15 protein-coding genes are annotated in these 15,952 nt (G+C 62.4%); 11 read left to right on the plus strand and 4 right to left on the minus strand.

The genetic code is table 11. The features are described 5' to 3' along the window. Positions 1-36: 36 nt before the first annotated feature. The 6 genes from BUS06_RS11155 to BUS06_RS11180 all read left to right on the plus strand — a co-directional run bounded on the left by BUS06_RS11155 (position 37) and on the right by BUS06_RS11180 (position 8,165). A complete protein-coding gene (locus BUS06_RS11155; RefSeq protein ID WP_074266033.1) occupies positions 37-786 on the plus strand; it encodes an electron transfer flavoprotein subunit beta/FixA family protein in 750 nt (249 codons plus the stop codon). Between the two features lie 16 nt (positions 787-802). Continuing rightward, positions 803-1,750 (plus strand): electron transfer flavoprotein subunit alpha/FixB family protein, encoded by a 948-nt coding sequence (locus tag BUS06_RS11160; protein WP_074264319.1) that lies wholly within the window; start codon positions 803-805, stop codon positions 1,748-1,750. A 14-nt stretch (positions 1,751-1,764) separates the two neighbouring features. Continuing rightward, positions 1,765-3,555 carry an acyl-CoA dehydrogenase C-terminal domain-containing protein gene (locus tag BUS06_RS11165; RefSeq protein ID WP_074264320.1) on the plus strand — a complete coding sequence of 597 codons (1,791 nt, stop codon included), beginning with the start codon at positions 1,765-1,767 and terminating at the stop codon, positions 3,553-3,555. A gap of 132 nt (positions 3,556-3,687) precedes the next feature. Continuing rightward, positions 3,688-4,389, plus strand: coding sequence for an OmpW/AlkL family protein (locus tag BUS06_RS11170; RefSeq protein ID WP_254368818.1), 702 nt, complete (start codon positions 3,688-3,690; stop codon positions 4,387-4,389). Positions 4,390-4,678: 289 nt separating this feature from the next. Further along, positions 4,679-6,859: a TonB-dependent siderophore receptor gene (locus BUS06_RS11175; protein ID WP_074266034.1), complete on the plus strand. Its 2,181-nt coding sequence runs from the start codon at positions 4,679-4,681 to the stop codon at positions 6,857-6,859. Positions 6,860-6,947: 88 nt separating this feature from the next. After that, positions 6,948-8,165: a PepSY-associated TM helix domain-containing protein gene (locus BUS06_RS11180; RefSeq protein ID WP_074264322.1), complete on the plus strand. Its 1,218-nt coding sequence runs from the start codon at positions 6,948-6,950 to the stop codon at positions 8,163-8,165. 62 nt (positions 8,166-8,227) lie between these two features. Here BUS06_RS11180 and BUS06_RS11185 read toward each other — a convergent pair whose 3' ends face one another. Then, positions 8,228-9,106: a LysR family transcriptional regulator gene (locus tag BUS06_RS11185; protein WP_074264323.1), complete on the minus strand. Its 879-nt coding sequence runs from the start codon at positions 9,104-9,106 to the stop codon at positions 8,228-8,230. 93 nt (positions 9,107-9,199) lie between these two features. Between BUS06_RS11185 and BUS06_RS11190 the strand changes: the two genes are divergently transcribed. The 3 genes from BUS06_RS11190 (at position 9,200) to BUS06_RS11200 (ending at position 11,676) form a co-directional block, all read left to right on the plus strand. Next, on the plus strand, positions 9,200-10,309 hold the full coding sequence (locus BUS06_RS11190; RefSeq protein ID WP_074264324.1) for a nitrilase-related carbon-nitrogen hydrolase: 1,110 nt from the start codon (positions 9,200-9,202) through the stop codon (positions 10,307-10,309). A gap of 166 nt (positions 10,310-10,475) precedes the next feature. Beyond that, a complete protein-coding gene (locus BUS06_RS11195) occupies positions 10,476-11,138 on the plus strand; it encodes an HAD family hydrolase (RefSeq protein ID WP_074264325.1) in 663 nt (220 codons plus the stop codon). Positions 11,139-11,214: 76 nt separating this feature from the next. Beyond that, a complete protein-coding gene (locus tag BUS06_RS11200) occupies positions 11,215-11,676 on the plus strand; it encodes a hypothetical protein (RefSeq protein WP_074264326.1) in 462 nt (153 codons plus the stop codon). A 64-nt stretch (positions 11,677-11,740) separates the two neighbouring features. On the opposite strand, the gene BUS06_RS11205 is transcribed toward BUS06_RS11200, so the two are convergent. The 3 genes from BUS06_RS11205 to BUS06_RS37385 all read right to left on the minus strand — a co-directional run bounded on the left by BUS06_RS11205 (position 11,741) and on the right by BUS06_RS37385 (position 14,581). Next, a complete protein-coding gene (locus BUS06_RS11205; protein WP_074264327.1) occupies positions 11,741-12,832 on the minus strand; it encodes a phosphoserine transaminase in 1,092 nt (363 codons plus the stop codon). Next, positions 12,833-14,209: an ATP-grasp domain-containing protein gene (locus BUS06_RS11210; protein WP_074264328.1), complete on the minus strand. Its 1,377-nt coding sequence runs from the start codon at positions 14,207-14,209 to the stop codon at positions 12,833-12,835. 117 nt (positions 14,210-14,326) lie between these two features. Beyond that, complete coding sequence (locus tag BUS06_RS37385; RefSeq protein ID WP_167379358.1) at positions 14,327-14,581, minus strand: hypothetical protein; 255 nt, start codon at positions 14,579-14,581, stop codon at positions 14,327-14,329. Between the two features lie 223 nt (positions 14,582-14,804). On the opposite strand from BUS06_RS37385, the gene BUS06_RS11220 reads away from it, so the two are divergent. Then, positions 14,805-15,218, plus strand: a complete 414-nt coding sequence (locus BUS06_RS11220; protein ID WP_074264330.1) for a DnaJ family domain-containing protein — start codon at positions 14,805-14,807, stop codon at positions 15,216-15,218. After that, a complete protein-coding gene (gene tadA, locus BUS06_RS11225) occupies positions 15,215-15,931 on the plus strand; it encodes a tRNA adenosine(34) deaminase TadA (RefSeq protein ID WP_074264331.1) in 717 nt (238 codons plus the stop codon). Before BUS06_RS11220 ends, tadA begins: the two co-directional genes overlap by 4 nt. The last annotated feature ends 21 nt before the right edge of the window (positions 15,932-15,952 follow it).

Raw genomic sequence — 15,952 nt, forward strand, 5'->3', positions numbered from 1 at the left:
GGTGTGAGCGAGTCCTTTATCCAATCGGAGCAGGCAATGAAAGTACTGGTTCCCGTCAAACGCGTCGTCGACGCGAACGTGAGAGTCCGCGTAAAGGCTGACGGCAGCGCTGTCGATATCGCGAACGTGAAGCTGTCGATGAATCCCTTCGACGAAATCAGTGTGGAGGAGGCGGTGCGGTTGAAAGAAGCCGGCGCGGCATCGGAAGTGGTTGTTGTGTCGTGCGGCGTGCAGGGCTGCCAGGAAACGCTGCGTACTGCGATGGCAACAGGCGCTGACCGCGGCATCCTCGTTCAGACCGACGCGGAGTTGCAACCGCTCGCCGTGGCGAAGCTGCTCAAGGCACTGGTGGACAAGGAACAGCCGCAACTCGTAATGCTCGGCAAGCAGGCAATCGACGACGACGCGAACCAGGTCGGCCAGATGCTCGCGGCGCTGCTCGGCTGGCCGCAGGCAACCTTCGCCTCGAAGGTGTGCGTCGAGGCAGGCAAGGCGAGCGTGACGCGCGAGATCGACGGCGGACTCGAGACGCTCGAGGTCGATCTGCCGGCTGTCGTGACCACCGATCTCCGGCTCAACACACCACGCTACGCGACGCTGCCCAACATCATGAAGGCGAAGAAGAAGCCGCTCGAGGTCGTGACGCCCGCAGCACTCGGCGTCGACATCGCGCCGCGGCTGACGACGCTGAAGCTCGCAGAGCCGGTGAAACGCGAGGCGGGCATGCGGGTCGCCGATGCCGCGGAACTCGTGGCCAAGCTGAAGAACGTTGCGCACGTCATCTGAAACGGAAGAGGGAATCATGTCCATACTCGTTCTTGCAGAACACGACAATCAGACGCTGAAGGCGGCGACCTTGAACACTGTCACCGCTGCTGCGCGTCTTGGCGAGGAGATCGATTTGCTCGTCGCCGGATCGCAATGCACGAGCGTAGCCGAACAGGCTGCACGCATCGCCGGCGTGAAGCGCGTGCGGGTCGCCGACGCGCCGCACTACGCGCATCCGCTGGCCGAGAACCTGGCCACGCTGATCGCGACGATAGCGCCTGATTACAGCCACGTGCTGGCGCCCGCCACGACCACCGCGAAGAACGCGATGCCGCGCGTGGCTGCTCTGCTAGACGTTGCACAAATCTCAGACATCGTTGCGGTCGAATCCGCCGACGTATTCGTGCGTCCCATCTACGCCGGCAACGTCCTGGCTACCGTGCGAAGCGCGGACCGCATCAAGGTCATCACCGTACGCACGACCGCCTTTGCGGCGGCGGCCGCCGAAGACGGTACGGCAGTAATCGAATCGCTCGCACCAGCTGGCGAGGTTGCCGGTTCGCGTTTCGTGAGCCAGCAACTGACCCGCTCCGAGCGTCCTGAACTGACTGCGGCGCAGAGGGTGATTTCGGGCGGCCGGGGTATGGGCTCAGGCGAAAACTTCGCACTGCTGGAGGACATCGCCAACAAGCTGGGCGCGGCGGTCGGCGCGTCGCGAGCCGCGGTGGATGCCGGCTTTGTGCCGAACGACTATCAGGTGGGCCAGACCGGCAAGGTCATCGCGCCGCAACTCTATATCGCGGTCGGCATCTCGGGCGCGATCCAGCATCTGGCCGGGATGAAGGACTCGAAGGTGATCGTCGCGATCAACAAGGACGAAGAGGCGCCGATTTTTCAGGTCGCCGACTACTGGATCGTCGGCGATCTTTTCAAGGTATTGCCGGAGTTGTCCGGTGAGCTGGACAAGCTGCAACAAAACTGACTCTGGAGACGATGATGAGCATCTATCTTGCGCCGCTGCGCGACATGCGCTTCGTTATGAAGGAACTGGCCGGTCTCGGCGAATTGTCTTCGCTGCCGGGCTTCGAGGACGTGAGTCCCGAACTGGCCGAGGCTGTGCTCGACGAGGCGGCGAAGCTCGCGACCGAAGTGCTGGCGCCGCTTAACAGGTCCGGCGACGAGCAGGGCACGCAACTGTCGAAGGACGGCGTCGTTGCTGCGGACGGCTTTGCAAAGGCTTACCGGCAGTTTGCCGAAGGTGGCTGGAGCGGGCTCTCCGGCGACCCGGAGTTCGGCGGTCAGGGGCTGCCTGAGTTACTGCATGCGGCGACTGTCGAGATGTGGAATTCGTCGAATATGGCGTTTGCGCTGTGTCCTTTGTTGACTGCGGGCGCTACCGAGGCGCTAAGGCAGCACGGCTCGGAAGAGCTTAAGGGACACTATTTGCCGAAGCTCATCAGCGGTGAGTGGACGGGCACCATGAATCTGACCGAGCCGCAGGCGGGCTCGGATCTCGCTGCGGTACGCACGAAGGCCGTGCCAGAAGGCGATCACTATCGTCTCTACGGTCAGAAGATTTTTATCACGTGGGGCGATCACGACATGACGGATAACGTCATTCATCTCGTCCTCGCACGCACGCCGGATGCGCCTGAGGGTGTGCGCGGCATATCGCTGTTTGTCGTACCCAAGTTCCTGCTGAATGCCGATGGCTCGAGCGGCCAGCGCAACGACGCGCACTGCGTCTCTCTCGAACACAAGCTCGGCATTCACGCGAGTCCGACCTGCGTAATGAGCTTCGGCGACCAGGGAGGGGCGATCGGCTATCTGGTAGGACAGGAGAACAAAGGTCTCGCGCATATGTTCACGATGATGAACGAAGCGCGCCAGAAGGTGGGCATCCAGGGACTCGCGATCGCGGAGCGCGCTTATCAGCAGGCCCGCGAATACGCGAAGGAACGCGTTCAGGGACGGCTCGCGAGCAGCAAATCGGGTGGTGCGGTCGCCATCGTTCATCACCCTGACGTGCAGCGCATGTTGCTGACGATGAAGTCGCAGATCGAAGCGATGCGTGCTTTCGCGTATGTGATGGCCGCGGATATGGACCGTGCGCATCGGGATCCCGACGCCGGTGAGCGTGCCGGTCGCCAGGCGCGTGTCGATCTTCTGATTCCGGTGCTCAAGGCGTGGTGTACGGAGTTGGGCGTCGAGATTGCGTCGATGGGTGTGCAGGTGCATGGCGGGATGGGTTACATCGAAGAGACGGGCGCATGCCAGTTCCTGCGTGACGCACGAATCGCGCCGATCTACGAAGGCACGACAGGCATTCAGGCCGCCGACCTGGCAGGCCGCAAACTTGCCTCGGATGGCGGCGCGGCGATGGCTGCCCTGATTGCCGAGATGCGTCAGGCCGCGGCGGAACTCGCGCACAGCAAGCATACGCAAGTGGCATCCATCGGCGCTGTGCTTGCGACCGGTGTAGACGCGCTCGAGAGTGCCACCGCCTGGATGCTGCAAGCATTGGCGAGTGAACCCGATGCAGCGCTGGCCAGTTCCGTCGACTATCTGATGCTCACCGGCTACGTGTGTGGCGGATGGCAGATGGGGCGCGCAGCACTTGTTGCTTCACGGAAAGGCACTGCAAACGAAGACCCGGACTTCCATCGTGCCAAGCTCGCCACCGCGCGCTACTACGCCGACAAGGTCTTGCCCAAAGCGAATGCGCTTCTGGAGGCGATTCGCAGCGGTTCGTCTAGCGGGACCAGTCTCCCGATCGAGCAGTTCTGAGCGACGGCTGGACGGCGGCGAAAATCATTATTGTAAAACTATTGATATGTAATCCGAAATAAAATGGAGGAGATATGTTTAAAAAAAATCGCATGCGCTGCGTTAATCTCGAGCGCGATATGTTCCGGCGCGATGGCGCAAAGCGCCGGAAGCCTCATTACTAGCGTAGGCGGGGCGTGGCTCGACTTTGGTCCGTCTTCCGCAACAGCGTTGCAGAGCAGTTCGGCTTTCGGCAACTTCACATCATCGGGGACGGGTGGTCAGATACATAACACATTCACGCTAGAACTCTCGACCACTTATTTCATCACCGACAATATTGCATTCGACCTTGCGACGGGTATTCCGCCCAAGCTCCAGCTCTATGCGCAAGGCAACGCCACGCCGTTCGGCGCCGGCGGCCCATCCCTCAATCTGGGGAATCTGGCGCCGCTCGCCACCACCCGGTCGTGGGCGCCTATCCTGTTCCTCAAGTACTACTTCTTCGACGCGCAGACGAAGCTGCGTCCGTTCGTCGGCGTCGGCGGAAACTATACCTGGTACTCGCACACCAATCTCAATTCGACATTCAGCGGCGCGTTGCAGCAGATTGCCGGGCCGGGCGGACAGGTCAAGGCTTCGCTCAGTCCGTCTTGGAACCCTGCGTTCGATGTGGGCGCGTCTTACAACATCAGCAAGAACTGGTACGCGACTGCGTCGGTGACGTATCTGTTTCTGAAGACGAATGCGACGGTCAGTGCCGTGGCCGCCAATGGTCAGACGGTGTTGTCCAACAAGACGCGCATCACGGCGGATCCGGTGATCGTTTTTCTGGGGCTGGGATACCGGTTCTAAGGACTCGATGTGCTAGATGGGGGCCGCGCTGCGTGGCCTTCGAGACACATCAAGATGTACCCCCCCAGCTTTCCAGGCCTTCCTCCCGGCTTCCCTTTGCCTTTAGGCATTCCCATCACACCGTCCGAAAGCTCTCTGCAAGATTTTTCTTGCAGATGAGAATAACTCGCATTATCATTCGCGTTCTAGATTTCTGTTTCCGCTTAACAACCACCCGCTACAGGCGCTTGCGTCCCGCGCAGTCATGCTGCATGGGCGTCGGCCTGCGCCTGCGCTCGACCAAAAGAACATGCAGAACCTGTCCACTGCCAGCCATCTGGCGTTTGTCCGCGGCTCGACCCGTACCACGTCGCTTCTCAGCGCCGCGCTGTTGGCGAGCGCCGGCCTTTCGCTTTCCACGCTGTCGACGCCCGGTTGGGCGCAAACCGTCGCCGCGTCGGACGCTGTCACGACGCTGCCCGCCGTCACCGTGACCGCCGCGGTCGATCCGGCCACGCAATCCGACAGCGTCAGCGCCGGCGCGCTGGGCACGCGCAAACAGGTGGACACGCCGTTTTCTACCCACGTCGTGACGAGCGAAGAGGCTGAGGACCTGATGGCAACGACAGCGAACGACCTGTTCGCGTACGATCCGGCCACATCGGTCAGCAGCAGCAACCGGATCAGCGAAAACTCGATGTTCACCGTGCGCGGTTTGCCGATCGACACGCTCAACGGCATCAAGGTGGACGGCCAGAGCTTTCCTTCCTGGGACACGGATCTTTCGCTCGAACCGTTCGAACAGGTGCAACTGCTCAAAGGTCTGTCAGGGTTCATGTATGGCTTCGGCTCGCCGGGCGGGATCGTCAACTACGTATTGAAGCGGCCGACCGACGAGCCGTATCGCAGCATTTCGGTCGGCTATGAGTCGGCCGGCGTGTTCAGCGAGAAGGTCGATCTGGGCGGCCGCTTTGGCAACGACGACCGCTTCGGTTACCGCCTGAACCTGGTGAACGAGGACGGCAACACCGCCGAGGCGAATGGTCATGTGCGTCGTCAGGTGGCGTCGCTCGCGTTCGACTTCCGTATCACCCCGGATCTGACGTGGAGCGCCGACGCGTTCTATCAGAAGCGTAAAACCAACGGCACGCTGTTCGGCCTGATGTTCGGCTCGGGGCTCGGTATTCCCGACGCCAGCACGATCACGCACGACCTCACGCAGCCGCAGAACTACTACGAGACGGAGATGGCTTCGTTTGGCACGGGCCTCGACTATCGTCTCTCCGGGAACTGGCATGCGAGCCTGAAGTACCGCTTCGCCAAGGAGAACCGCACCAACTCCGATAGTCTGCTGTACGTGACCGATGCCGCCGGTGACTATTCGAACACGCTATATGCGGCGATGACGCGCTACTTCTACCAGAACGTCGATGCGATGGTGCAGGGCCAGTTCGACACCGGCAGCATCAAACACGATGTCGTCATCGGTGCGGGCTTCCAGTCGCAGACGAGCGAGTACAGCAACAGCACAGGCTGGAATGAAGGTTACAGCCTCGGCACGGGCAATCTGTATAGCAGCAGCTTGCTGACGAATGCCGAGGTCGGGATCGGCGAGGATCTTTACCGGCAGTCGCGCACGAATCAGGCCGCGCTGTATGCAAGCGATACCGTGCAGTTCACCTCGCGCTTTTCCGCGCTGCTCGGTTTGCGCTACACGCAGTTCCGCGAGAACGTCTACGATCCGAGCAGTGCGGTGTCATCGCAATACAGCGCCAATCCGGTCACGCCGACTGTCGCGCTGATGTTCAAAAGTGATCCGTACTCCACAATTTATGCGAGCTATGTCGAGTCGCTGGAGCAGGGCGGTTCGTCGTCGAACACCAACGTCAATTATCCCGCCACGTATGGGCCGTTGCGCAGCAAGCAGTATGAAGTCGGCTTCAAGACAGATCACAAGAAATGGGGCGCCGATGTAGCACTGTTCCGTGTCGATCAAGGTTATGACTACACCAACAGCGAGAACGTCTACGTGCAGGACGGCACGAAACGCTACACCGGTGTCGATGCGAGCGGCTGGCTGGCACTCACGAACGAGTGGCGCGTGCTCGGCGGCGTGATGTGGCTCGACGCAAAGGCGGTGGATATCGACGACCCGAGTATCGAAGGCAAGCGCGTCTACGGCGCGCCGCGCTTCACGGCGACAGGCCGGATCGAATACAACCCGTCGTATCTGCGCCCGCTCACGCTTGCGTTCGGCGGCAAGTACGTCGGCAGCATGGCCGTCGACGCAGCCAATACGCAGTTCGTGCCGTCGTACGTCACGTACGACGTGAGCGGCAAGTACGAAACGCGGATCGCCGGCAAGGACGTGACGTTCCGCGCGGGGATCAACAACCTGCTCAACCGCCGCTACTGGACCACGGCGTGGGGCTATTACGTTGCGCCGTCCCCGACGCGCACCGCGGTGGCCAGCGCCACGATGCAGTTCTAGATGCGGTGGCCGGCGTTTTGCAGTGCGTGGGCATGGTGATGCCCGCGCCATGGCGGCAAGGCGCCCGCATGCATCCGACGTTACGTCTATGAGACCGATACTTGTTCGCCTGCACCGCTGGTTCGGCATCGGCACCGCGCTGTTCCTGTTCGTCTCCGGTCTTACAGGCGCCGTCATCGCATGGAACCAGGAACTCGATGCGGCGTTGAACCCCGGGTTCTTCTACGCGCGCTCCCCGGCGCCTGCCTTGTCGTCGCTTGAACTTGCGAATCGTGTCGAAGCCGCTGATCCTCGCGTGCATGTGACCTATCTGCCGCTAGGCGTGGTGCCCGGCCGAACGCTGCTGATGCGTGTCGAGGGCCGGCTCGATCCCGCAACGGGTCAGCCTTATACGCTGGGTTTCAATCAGATCGCGGTGGATCCGGCGACAGGGATCATCCGGGGGCGCCGCGACTGGGGCGCGTTGTCGCTCAGGCGGCTCAACCTGATGCCGTTCCTTTATCAGTTCCACTACACACTTTATTTACCCATCACCGGTAGCGGGATTGCCATTGGCGTATGGCTGCTGGGGGTCGTCGCCATTGTCTGGCTGTTCGATAGCGTGATTGCGTTGGTGCTCGCGTTTCCGAGCCTCAGGACGTGGCGCAAGTCGTTTGCATTTCGCGTGCGCCGCGGCGGCTATGCGCTGGTGTTTGACCTGCATCGCTCAGGTGGGGTATGGGTGTGGGGTCTGCTGGGCGTGATTGCGGTGACGTCGATTTCGATGAATCTCGAACGGCCCGTCATGCGTCCGGTGGTGTCGATTTTTTCCAGACTAACACCCGGACCGGAAACCAATCCCGAACTGCTAGCGCCGCATCCGGCCAGCGCGAAGCCCCTGAGTCGCGAGCGTATTGTCGAACTGGCGAGCGCTACCGGACACCGGATGAAGCTGAATGCCGAACCCGGTGCGACGTTTGAGATTGCTTCGCTCAACCTGTACGGGGTGGGCTATTTTAAACCCGGCGGTGATTATGCGGACGGCAGTCCCGGCAATGCCTGGCTCTACTGGGACGCGAGGACTGGACATGAAGTCGGGGGGGCGGTGCCGGGTCGTGGAACCGCTGGCGATACCTTTATGCAGGCGCAGTTCTCACTGCATTCGGGGCGCATCTTTGGACTACCGGGACGCATTCTGGTCAGCTTCATGGGTGTGATGGTGGCGTTGCTGAGTGCGACCGGCCTTGTTATCTGGTTCAAGAAGCTCATGGCTCGCCGCAGTGCTGCGCAGCGGGTGAAGACGGTCAGGCCGGCGGTGCTGCGATAGCGCGTTTGGAAGGATCGCTTTAGTCGTGTGCAGTGTGCGCGGTTGCGCCGTGCTTTGCTGCTTCAAGCCCGGTACTTCACGGTCGCGCGCACGAATTCAATGAAGCGCGTCATTACCGGATCATCCCGTTCCGCCGACCACGCGAGGCCAACCTGCCATTGTGCTGCCGTGCCGCGTAGTGGCAGCACACGCGCATCGCGCAGCAGGTATTGCGTGCGTGAGGGTAGAAACGCCGCGCCGACTCCCGCCGCGACCGCAGCAAGAACGGTCTGGATATCGTCAGCCTGCTGGGTCACTCGCGGCACGAAGCCATGCTCGCTGCACCAGCGGTCAATCTGCGCCGCGAGTCCCGGGCCACGGCCGCGCGCAAGGCCGATAAACCCCTGCTCATTCAATTCGTCGAGATTGGCCGGGATGCGTTTCCAGCGCGCGTGTTGCGGCACCGCTAGCGCGAGCGCTTCGTCCAGCACCGGAAAGGCGTCGAGGCCGCTGTCTGCCGGCAAACGCAGGAAGCCGACGTCCAGCTTGCCGGCAAGCAGCCGTCTGCCTTGCTCCGCGGACGACAGGTCGTTCAACGTGACGTTGACCTTCGGATACTGCCGGCGGAATTCGGCAATCAGTTGCGGTGCGAGCGTCAGGGTCGAGAGTCCGAGGCCGACTCGCAAATAACCGCGCGTGCCGCTGCTCGATTCGCGCGCCCGGGCGAGAACCTCGTCGGCATCGCGCACGAGCGACTGAGCGTCGGGTAGAAATCCGGCGCCGAAAGTGGTGAGTTCGGCGCCGTGCCGGCCGCGCTCGAAAAGCCGTGCGCCAAGGCTGTCTTCCAGCGCGACGATCTGTTTGCTAAGCGCCGGTTGACTCACGCACAGGACCTCCGCGGCGTGGCCGAAGTGGCGCAGTTCGGCCACGGTGAGAAAGGCGCGCAGCAGTTTCAGTTCCATTCTTTAAAGTAATCGAACATATCAGAATATTCATTTTACTTATCGAATGCCCGGCGGTCCAATGGAACCGTTCTGTCTTTTCAGGTCGTGGCGATGTCATCCTCGTCTAGTCCCATGCTGCGCGTTGCATCGATTCCATTGCGGTCCCGTCGCGGAGAGCCTGCGCAGAACGTCGCGCGGATCGCTGCGTGGCTGGCGCTTGCGGCTCGTGACAAGGTTGACCTCGCCGTGTTTCCGGAGGCCTGTCTTGTGGGCTATGGCAGCCTCGCGAAGTTGCATCGCGATGAACTCGAAGCACTCGCTGAACCGCTCGACGGGCCAATGATGGGCTCAGTGGCAGATGCCGTCGAGCGCACAGGGGTGGCTGCTGGCGTGGGCTTCATCGAGCGCTCACAGGATGGCCGTCTGTTCAATAGTTATGCGGTGTGCCTGCCCGGTGGCGTCCGTCATTGCCACCGTAAGCTGCATGCATACGAACATCGACGCATTGTGAGCGGAGATCGTTTCACCGTCTTCGATACGGCGTGGGGTGTTCGCGTCGGAGTCCTGATTGGTGGCGATGCTTATCTGATCGAGAACGTGCGCATGACCGCACTGATGGGCGCTACGCTGCTCGTTGCTCCACACCGGAGTTACTCAGCGCAGCGCGGAGGGGGACGCGTCCTGCAGCCTGTGTCGGCGGAACAATGGCGGCATCGCGGGGCGCAGGCGGGTGCAGCGAGGGCCGCGGGCAGCGCGATTGGTGATCGGACCGCAAGCGCTACGATTACTGATGACGTTGCAGGTGAGGCAGGTATGCGGGCACGGCGCGACGCGGAGGATTGGTTACGTGCGTGGCTGCCCGCGCGGGCAGCGGATAACGGCATCTTCGCCGTCTTCTGCGATGGGCTTGAGCTTGGTAACAACGAGTTCACGCCCGGAGCTGGGATGATCGTCGATCCCTGCGGCCGCATTCTGACCGAGAGCGTCTGCGTAAGCGACGCCTGCATTAACGACACCTCGGCGGAGGGCATCATCGTCGCGGCTAACGTTGATCCAGGCCTGATTGCCACGAGCGCAGGGCAGCAATGGCTACGGGCGCGCCGGCCAGATCTTTATGCGTCTTTGGGGCGAACGGATCGTGACACAACCGTTTTCGAATCGCGCGGAATGACCTCACGTGGCTCAATTGCGGTGAGCTTTGCACAGGTAAGCCGTCGGTAAGACACTGGCCATGCCCAAATGAATCCTATGTGATACCCGCGTCACCGCAAGGAGTCCGTATCACCGCAACCGGATAGCTGCCAGCCCCGGACGGTTTGCATCCGCTCGACAGCAAGCGCTGAATGCACCACTATGTCAGCCTCGTTCCTCCAGCAGCAACATACCCATGGCACTGAAAGCAGTCTTTTTCGATGTCGGCGAGACCTTGGTCGACGAGACCCGCGATTGGGGCGAATGGGCCGACTACCTTGGCGTCACCCGTCTGACATTGTTCGCGGCCTTGGGCGCCGTGATCAATCGCGGACAGCATCACCGCGAGGTCTTTCAACTGATTCGTCCGGGCTGCGATTTCGCCACGCTGAAAGCGCAGCGTCAGGCAGAGGGACGAGCCTACGCACTTCAGGCGGTTGATCTGTATCCAGACGCCGTGCCTTGTCTAAGAGAGCTGCAGGCTCGGGGGATGCGAGTGGGCATTGCGGGGAATCAGCCGGCTGCCATCGAAGACGCGCTAGCTTCGCTTGGTGTGCCTGCCGATATCGTGGCATCGTCGCAGACGTGGGGCGTCGAGAAGCCGTCACAAGCGTTTTTCGACAAAATCATCGAGGCGGCCGAAGGCATGGCATCGCACGAAATCGCCTACGTCGGCGACCGGTTGGACAACGACGTCATTCCCGCGGCACGCGCCGGGATGGTAGGTATCTTCCTGCGGCGCGGACCGTGGGCGGTGATTCAATCGTCCGCGCAGGCTGACCTCAACATCGGGCACACCATTTCCAGCTTGAGCGAATTGCCGGACCTGCTCGCGCGGCTCCAGGAGCATGTGCCCTGAGGCATCCTCAAAAACTGCGGCCGGGTCCCGCACTTGTCTATAATCTTCGTCGACTTCGACTCGGGACATCCAACCAGTGAAAACGACCATTGCCGTCGCCCTCCTTGCACTCGCCTTGACGGGCTGCGGGTCCGCCGCCGACAAAGAAGCGGCGCGCGACAACGACTTCGCCCATTCGGAACGCCGGCTCGATGCGGCACAGACCAACGCCACCATAAACTGTCGCGATCAGGCGCAATGCGATCAGGCCTGGCAACTGACGAAGAACTACGTAACGCAGCATTCGGAAGAGCCGGTGATCCGTGCGGATGCCACCTCGATCGAGTCCGACGTGCCGGGCAGTTCGGGTCACGCGGTCTATTCGGCCGCCCGCGTGGCGAAGGGGAGCGGCGCGACGATTACCTTGTATGCGCAATGCCGCGGCATGTACGGCCCAGAGCATGCGATGGGCTCGGAGTACGACGAATGCGTCAAGAAGATCACGACGACCCAGAACGGTTTCGCGTTGTACCTCGAGCAACATACGTCGGCTAACTGACAGCTGAACGAAGGTTACGGGTTGTCGGCATTCCAGAATGGCTGTCGGCAACCCGCTTCACCGCCTAACCTTCGCGGCGGCGAAACTCGCCGAGCCATTCCGACAACGCGGTGACCGCGTCGAGCGACACGGCGTTGTAGAGCGACGCGCGCAGGCCGCCGATCGAGCGGTGACCTTCGAGACCGTGAAAACCTTCCCGTCGCGCCGCTTCGAGGAAGTGGGCCTCCAGCTCCGGCGTGGGCAGGCGGAACGCCACATTCATCGTCGAACGGCAGGACCGTTCTCCATGCACGCGATAGAACCCAGGCTCCGCGTCGAGCGCACCGTACAGCGCGTCCGCTTTGGCGCGGTTGATCGCGGCCATCGCCTCCACGCCGCCGACTTCGTCGCGCAGCCAGCGCGTCACCAGCATCAGCACGTAGATCGCGAAGACGGGCGGCGTGTTGTAGACCGAACGCGCTGCGATATGCGTGCGGTAGTCGAGCAGGGTGGGCAAGCCAGTAATCGCACGCTGGGCGAATTCGTCGCGCAGGATCACCACCGTCACGCCAGCCGGCCCGAGGTTCTTCTGCGCGTGCGCATAGATCATCGCGTAGCGCTCGATGTCTATCGGCGCGGCCAGCAGGTTGGATGACATGTCGCACACCAGCGGCACTTCAGGCAAGCCTGGCGCGCGGGTGAATTCGAGGCCTTCGACGGTCTCGTTGGACACGTAATGGAGGTAGGCCGCGTCTTGCGAGAGCTGCAGTTCTTCGGCCGCAGGCAGGCGCCGATAACCGTCGGCGCGGCCATCCCACAACACGCGCGTATCGCCCTCGAGCCGTGCTTCGACCGGCGCCTTCGCGCTCCAGTAACCGGACACGATGTACTCGGCATGGCGGCCGCTTGCGCGCAGGAAATTCATCGGCAACATCGAGAATTGCAGGCTGCTGCCGCCTTGCATGAACAGCACGTGATAGTGCGCCGGGATGCCGAGCAGCGCGCGCAGATTGCGCTCGGCTTCGTCGAGCACGCCGCGAAACCATTCCGAGCGGTGACTCATGCCGAGTACCGAGAGACCGGTCTCCGGCAGCGCCTCGATGGCATCGCGCGTCTCGCGCAGGACTGAGGCCGGCAGGGCGCCTGGCCCCCCGGAAAAATTCATTGCGTTATTCATTCAGGCCGCCGTGCGACGCTTCATCAACCGCTCGAATGCGTCGACGATATGTTGGACAAAGGGATTCTTGTGGGCCAATGCGCCCGTGCCGCGCTCATAGTGGGCAAGCATTGTAGCGTTGGCCTCGAAGACGAACACCTGGCCGCCGGGCAGCAAGGTGAAGTCGATGCCGCCGTAGTCGAGATCGAGCCGGCGGCCGATCTCCGTAATCGCTTGTAGCGCGCGTTGGCCCAATGCGGCGGTGGGATCCTGCAGGAAGCGTCGTTCTTCGTCGAGCTTCCACGCGTGGCCTTCCATGTCTGCGGAGAAGTAGTGGACCATCCAGTTCGGTGAGATCGCCAGATGATACGGGAACGGTTCGCGATCGACGAAGATCATCCGGTATTTGCGATAGTAGCCGTCGGCCGAGCGGGTGTCGCGAAACGCGGTCAGATATTGCGGGCCCTGGCTCTCGTGAAGCCGCGCTTGCAGTGCCGCGAGATCGTTGCAGCGGACCAGACCTTCGCCGCCATGCGTGGCGGTGGGCCGGACCAACACCGGCAGTGCGATGCCTTGATCTGCGAGCAGGCCGGCGAGTGCGACGTCCGAACATGGCGCGGTGTCGATACGCGCGCACGCTGCCATCTGCACGTCGGTCAGACCGCCCAGCAAGGTCGGGGTTCGGTTGCGAGCGGTTCGCTCGATCGCCGCGGGCGGATTGAGCAGAGGCTGGGCGACGCGAGACGTGAAGCGCTCGAGCCGCGCAGCGAGCGGTGCTGCGATATCCGCTTCGCCGATGGCATTGAACACGAGATCGAACGGCGGCAGCTGTTTGTCCTCCGGGTCGGCGGCGTAGTCGATGGCGTACTTGATCCGGCAGTTGACCGCGCCCGGCAGCAAGCCCTCGAACGGCACGTTGCCCGAGGCGCGCGCGGAGCAGAGCACCAGTACCCGGCGCACCTGACCGGGCGCTTCTTCCACGAAGACGCGCTGGATCCGATAGGCGCGTTCGCGATACGCGTCGGCCTCGGCCGTGTGTCCAGCCGAAGCGTGGATTGCGGCGAGATTCTGGCAGGCAACCGCGACGTTCGGGTCGAGCGTCAGGACAAGCTGGTACCAGGCTGCTGCGATCTCCAGATCGCCCTTCATGAAGTAACCGGTGGCGACGTCGCACAGATTCGCTGCGCTCGCCTCGGCAGAACCGCTCGCGTAGACATCCAGCGTGTGGGCGGCGATCAGATGGGCGACGGCGCCGAGCTCGTCGCCGGCTGCGCGCCTGGCGTCGGCGAGGGCGCGATGCGAAGCGGGATCGAGCGGGAAAGCAGGTGCCGGATCTGGGAGTAGTGCACCTGCATGGGGACCAGGGTGGCCGTCTGAATGTTCTGGATCTCGGGTCATATTCCTGCGAAATGAGCGTCGTGGCGATGCGCCACTGCGCGTCCGAAGGATAGTGGGCGCGCGAGTGATCCAGATTACAGCCGTTCGCGCGCTCGTTACAGAAATTTACGCAGACGATCAGAAGCGCATTCCGGTGGAGCAGGCACCCGCGAAACCGCCGCCGCTGCCGCCCCCAGCGCCGCAGAAGACGCCGCAGCCCGAGAGCGAAACGGCCAGTACGATGCCGGCTAACCCGGCGCGCAATAGGCTCGACCGGTTTCGACGGCGCTGCAAACGCTCGGTGTCCATGGGATGCCACCCGGCACGCATCGCATCGGGAAGGGTATGTAATGAACGGATCGCACGGGATGAACTGAACAGGGTGAAGCGCATAAGAACTCTGAATGGAATGACAAGGATGGGCGTGGATACCGTCATTCGAAAGCAAGTCGTAATCTTCGAGATTGAGTAACCACGGTGCCACGACCCTAACGCAGCACCATACGCGCTTCAAATACGCTGAATCCGAAAATCAGAGGGGATTGTCAGCTTCATGGTCGACCCTTACGCTTGCCTCGCTGATAGAATGCGTGAGCCGCAACGTAGTGGACTGCAGATGAGATTGCTTGATGCGTTAGTTGAACAGCGTATAGCCGCCGCGGCAGCACGCGGTGAGCTCAACGATTTGCCGGGAACGGGCGTCGCGCCTGGCCTTGGGGACGATGCTCAGGTTCCTCAGGAAGTGCACGCGGCGAATCGCATCCTGAAAAATGCGGGCTTCGCGCCGCCGGCCGTCGAACAGCTGCGGGCGCTGAGCGATCTGCAGGACGAACTGAATGCGGTCAGCGACCGCGCCACCCGTTGTCGTCTTCACGCGCGCATGCTGGCGCTGCATATGGCGCTCGAATCGCTGCGCGGTGGTCCGCTGGTTCTGCCGCGCGAATATTGCCGGCGGATTGCCGAACGCCTCTCCGAGCGAGCGGCGGGTGATGCGGCCGGTGCACTCTCCGGCGAGCCGGGGCCGCAGTGAGCGGGCCGCTCTCGAACACTGCAGCGCTTGCGGGTTCGGCGGCCTCATCCGATGCGCCCGAACCTGTTGCCAGCGCAACGTCTACACCTGCCGCGCACGATGATTCAACGAGTGCCCGCGGCGCATTCCTTGAGCCCGGCCGGGCGCCGACGGCTCACGAACTCCCGGTTGCTCCCGTCTCTTTCCCGCAACGCGATCTGCATTTCATGAAGTTGGCGCAAGCTGCCGCTGAAGAAGCGCGTGCGGCCGGAGAAGTGCCGGTCGGCGCGGTGCTGGTGCGTGGCGACGAGGTCATTGCGAAGGGTTTCAATCATCCGATCGGTGCGCACGATCCATCCGCTCACGCCGAGATGGTGGCGCTGCGCGCTGCCGCGCAGGCGCTCGAGAATTACCGTTTGCCTGGCTGCGAGCTCTACGTGACGCTCGAGCCTTGCCTGATGTGTGCCGGTGCGATCATGCACGCGCGGATTGCCCGCGTGGTGTTCGGCGCCCGCGATCCGAAGACGGGCGCTTGTGGCAGCGTGGTCGATGCGTTTGCCAATCCGCAGCTCAATCATCACACGACCGTGGTGGGTGGCGCGCTGGAAGACGAATGCGCCGCCGCGCTCAAGTCCTTCTTTGCCGACCGGCGTCGCGCTTTGCGGGAAGCCCGCGAGGCTCGCGCCGCTCTCGACGCCGCGAGAATCGAACCGCCGCCTGCCGAATCGCTCTAAAATCCATCATCCCCCTCATCG

The sequence above is a fragment of the Paraburkholderia phenazinium genome (assembly GCF_900141745.1).
Taxonomy (GTDB): domain Bacteria; phylum Pseudomonadota; class Gammaproteobacteria; order Burkholderiales; family Burkholderiaceae; genus Paraburkholderia; species Paraburkholderia phenazinium_B.

Excerpts from the sequence above, each read along its gene's own strand:
- BUS06_RS11155 (WP_074266033.1), top strand. The coding sequence starts at position 37 with ATGAAAGTACTGGTTCCCGTCAAACGCGTCGTCGACGCGAACGTGAGA.
- BUS06_RS11160 (WP_074264319.1), top strand. The coding sequence starts at position 803 with ATGTCCATACTCGTTCTTGCAGAACACGACAATCAGACGCTGAAGGCG.
- BUS06_RS11165 (WP_074264320.1), top strand. The coding sequence starts at position 1,765 with ATGAGCATCTATCTTGCGCCGCTGCGCGACATGCGCTTCGTTATGAAG.
- BUS06_RS11170 (WP_254368818.1), top strand. The coding sequence starts at position 3,688 with ATGGCGCAAAGCGCCGGAAGCCTCATTACTAGCGTAGGCGGGGCGTGG.
- BUS06_RS11175 (WP_074266034.1), top strand. The coding sequence starts at position 4,679 with ATGCAGAACCTGTCCACTGCCAGCCATCTGGCGTTTGTCCGCGGCTCG.
- BUS06_RS11180 (WP_074264322.1), top strand. The coding sequence starts at position 6,948 with ATGAGACCGATACTTGTTCGCCTGCACCGCTGGTTCGGCATCGGCACC.
- BUS06_RS11185 (WP_074264323.1), bottom strand. The coding sequence starts at position 9,106 with ATGGAACTGAAACTGCTGCGCGCCTTTCTCACCGTGGCCGAACTGCGC.
- BUS06_RS11190 (WP_074264324.1), top strand. The coding sequence starts at position 9,200 with ATGTCATCCTCGTCTAGTCCCATGCTGCGCGTTGCATCGATTCCATTG.
- BUS06_RS11195 (WP_074264325.1), top strand. The coding sequence starts at position 10,476 with ATGGCACTGAAAGCAGTCTTTTTCGATGTCGGCGAGACCTTGGTCGAC.
- BUS06_RS11205 (WP_074264327.1), bottom strand. The coding sequence starts at position 12,832 with ATGAATAACGCAATGAATTTTTCCGGGGGGCCAGGCGCCCTGCCGGCC.
- BUS06_RS11210 (WP_074264328.1), bottom strand. The coding sequence starts at position 14,209 with ATGACCCGAGATCCAGAACATTCAGACGGCCACCCTGGTCCCCATGCA.
- BUS06_RS37385 (WP_167379358.1), bottom strand. The coding sequence starts at position 14,581 with ATGCGCTTCACCCTGTTCAGTTCATCCCGTGCGATCCGTTCATTACAT.
- BUS06_RS11220 (WP_074264330.1), top strand. The coding sequence starts at position 14,805 with ATGAGATTGCTTGATGCGTTAGTTGAACAGCGTATAGCCGCCGCGGCA.